This window comes from Phyllobacterium sp. P5_D12 (genome assembly GCF_054049495.1).
Window position 1 is genome coordinate 1 of sequence record NZ_JBFUMG010000543.1, and the last position, 2992, is coordinate 2992.

At 56.5% G+C, this 2992-nt stretch carries 2 protein-coding genes and 1 pseudogene; 1 reads left to right on the forward strand and 2 read right to left on the reverse strand.

All coding sequences use genetic code 11. The features are described from left to right. A pseudogene (locus ACXJ5O_RS23220) lies at positions 1-87 on the reverse strand (methylated-DNA--[protein]-cysteine S-methyltransferase); the annotation flags it as partial. Positions 88-265: 178 nt separating this feature from the next. On the opposite strand from ACXJ5O_RS23220, the gene ACXJ5O_RS23225 reads away from it, so the two are divergent. Then, on the forward strand, positions 266-922 hold the full coding sequence (locus tag ACXJ5O_RS23225; RefSeq protein ID WP_457301970.1) for a sigma-70 family RNA polymerase sigma factor: 657 nt from the start codon (positions 266-268) through the stop codon (positions 920-922). Here ACXJ5O_RS23225 and fhuB read toward each other — a convergent pair. Next, positions 909-2903 carry a Fe(3+)-hydroxamate ABC transporter permease FhuB gene (gene fhuB, locus ACXJ5O_RS23230; RefSeq protein WP_457301971.1) on the reverse strand — a complete coding sequence of 665 codons (1995 nt, stop codon included), beginning with the start codon at positions 2901-2903 and terminating at the stop codon, positions 909-911. The genes ACXJ5O_RS23225 and fhuB overlap by 14 nt on opposite strands. Positions 2904-2992 lie beyond the last annotated feature (89 nt).

The following is a 2992-nucleotide window of genomic DNA, read 5'->3' on the forward strand; positions in this document are numbered from 1 at the left end:
GCGTGTGATCCCGATATCGCTCCAGGCGATACCGCAGAAGCCACCCGCGGTTTCGAAAATAAGATAATGATGCACTGTCTGGCCCATCGCACGGCCCTCGCGTTTCAACTGCCTTAGAAAATCGTGCAATCGGCGCGCGAATTCAACCCGATTCTTGCTTCATTGCAACATCGTAGAAGCCGTCATATGGCATCATCCCGGCTTCGAATGTTCGATGGCGTCGAAAAATGCGCGAGCCAACATCTAACTATTTTGACTTAATAACTTGACTCGTTTTATCATATTATTTTATAGCTATCTCCGCAACATCGCTGGCGATTTTACTCGGGCATTTCAAATAACAAATGCGCGGACAAAAGCCATTTTATTCGTCATTGCAATCGTCTACCAAGAAGATACTAAAATGAGAAAAGAAATAAATCTATATGATGGCAATATGCTTGTCGATGTATTGATACGATACAAGCCAAATCTTTTGAAAATTGCCGAAGGCGTTCTGCATTCCCGCACGCAATCGGAAGATATATTTCATGATGCTGTTCTTAAGGCATGCACCATGCAGTCAAGCTGCGTCCGTTGTCCGGTCGGCTATGCTTGCCGCATGGTCTACAATCTGGCTTTGGACGAGGCCCGCAAACGGTCCTATGAAAAGCTCAACATGACACCCGTCGACGGTATGGATTCCATCCCTGCCCCGAGTGTCAGCGCGCTCGACTGTCTGGTGAGCACTGAAACTCTGTGGGAAGTACTGAACTCATTAAACACTCTGCCGAAGCGCACCCAGGACGCATTTGTCCGCCATCGCATCGATGGTATTCCGCAAAAGGATATTGCCGAAGAACTGGGGGTATCCAGAACCCTCGTCAATTTCATGATCAGAGATGGGCACCGCGCGTGCCAGAAAACCCTTAGTGCAGCTTAGACAAGCGGCGGCGGCGGATAAGTAGCAATGCGAACACTGGTCCGCCCAGCAGCGTAGCGACAAGCCCCGTCGGCAATTGCCACGGGAAATAGGCGGTGCGGCCGATGAAGTCGGCTGTTGCCATAAGCATCGCTCCGCATAGTGCCGAGCCCATCAGGTGTGGCAGGCCGCGTGTCAGCCCAAGCCGCTGAGCGAGATGCGGAGCCATCAGGCCGACGAAGCTCAATGGACCCACGATCAGCGTGGCCATGGCTGTCAGCAGCGCAGCTACAGCAAGGATCACGATCTGCAGCTTCTTCACATCAACGCCGTGTGAATGCGCCGATAGATCACCCAAAGCGAATTGCTGTAGCGGGCGAACGAGGAGCATAACCGTGATGACACCGACTATGGCCAGTGCCGCTATTATCAAGGACATGGCACTACTGACCCCATAGGTCGAGCCGGCCATCCAGCTGATCAGTGACAGGGCTCGCGGGTCACCTGAGGCGAGGACGACGGAGATCAACGCGGTCAGAAATGCTCCCAGCGATACACCAAACATCAGGAACTGGTTGCCGGAATGCGCCGCGCGGCTCATCGCGAAGAGGATAGCGAGAACTGTCCCGGCACCCAAAAAACCGCCGACAAGTCGATGGCTAATGGTCGGTTCCGGTACAACGAACAAGATGCAAAGCAATCCGAACGCTGTTCCGGCACTGACACCCAGAACCTCAGGACTTGCCATGGCGTTGCCAGTCAGGCGCTGCAGCAGGCTGCCCGCAAGCGCAAGCATGATACCCGCGGAAGTTGCGGCTAGGAGCCGGGGAAGCCGCCATGGCAGCAGGGATTTCAGTGTCGCGCCGGTGCTGCTTATCCACGATCCGTCGACGCCCCTGCCGACAAATATCGCGACCATTGCTACGACCAGGACGAGACCGGCAAGCGTCGCTATCAGGATCAGGGGCCGGCTGCTCGCGGCGGGGGACGATCCGCTTTGAACCGCCGTTTGCAGCGAACCGCCACGCTTCAACATCACGAACAGAAGTACCGGCACTCCGATCAGCGCAGTCGCTGCACCGGTCGGAACATAGCTTCCTGTTTTTGCGGCATAAATTTGCATGATCTGATCAACGATGATCAGCAATGCGGCGCCGATGAGCGGAGCAACAATGAGCCTTGTATTGATCCGCCGGGCGCCAATAGCCCTCGCGATCGCGGGCGCAGCAAGGCCGAGAAAGCCGATCACACCCACAGCGCTCACCGTGAACGTCGTCAGGGCCACGGCGACAAACAGCGCAGCGGCCCGGACAAATTGCAGTTTGACTCCGAGACCTTGCGCTGCCTCGCCAAGCGTCAGGACACTCAACTGCCGGACCAGCAGCAGCGCAAGTACGGTACAGCCGACGACTTTCGGGAAAAGTCCGGCAACCGAGCGCCAGTCGTTCTGGTTCAACGATCCGCTACCCCAGACGAACAGACCTGACAGATAATGGTCGTTCATCAACGTCAGCAGCGTAACGATTGCCGTACAGTAGAGGCCAGTAACCAGGCCTGTCAGGATGACGGCAATCGGCTGGAACTTGAATCGCCACGCGACGGCAAAAACGACGGCCATTGCGGCGAAGCCACCAAAAGCCGTTGCCGTGTCGCGGCTCCAGCCGAGAAGTGCCGGAAACCAAAGCATCGCGACGCCGAGCGCGAGTTGGGCCCCAGCCTCCACGCCCAACGTGGAAGGTGAAGCGAGCGGATTGCGCAGCACATGCTGGAAAAGAACACCGGATAATCCTAGTGCGAAGCCGCAGACGCAAGACATCGCCAGCCGTGGCAAAACACTATAGTGCAGAAGGACTGCCTGGCTGTCACCGGCTGACGGCAGCGAAAAGACAGCACGTACTCCGGTGCTGCCGATCAAAGGACCGAGGTTGAACGCAGCGATGGCGGCGGCGATGCACCACAATAAACAGGTGGCGAACCATGGACGGGCTGCAATATGTCTCATGCGGTGCCTTCGACGAGCAATCGGGCAAAACGGGTTGCCGCGGGCAGTGTGCCAAACATCAGCACGCTTGCCATGCGCTGGGCATGTCC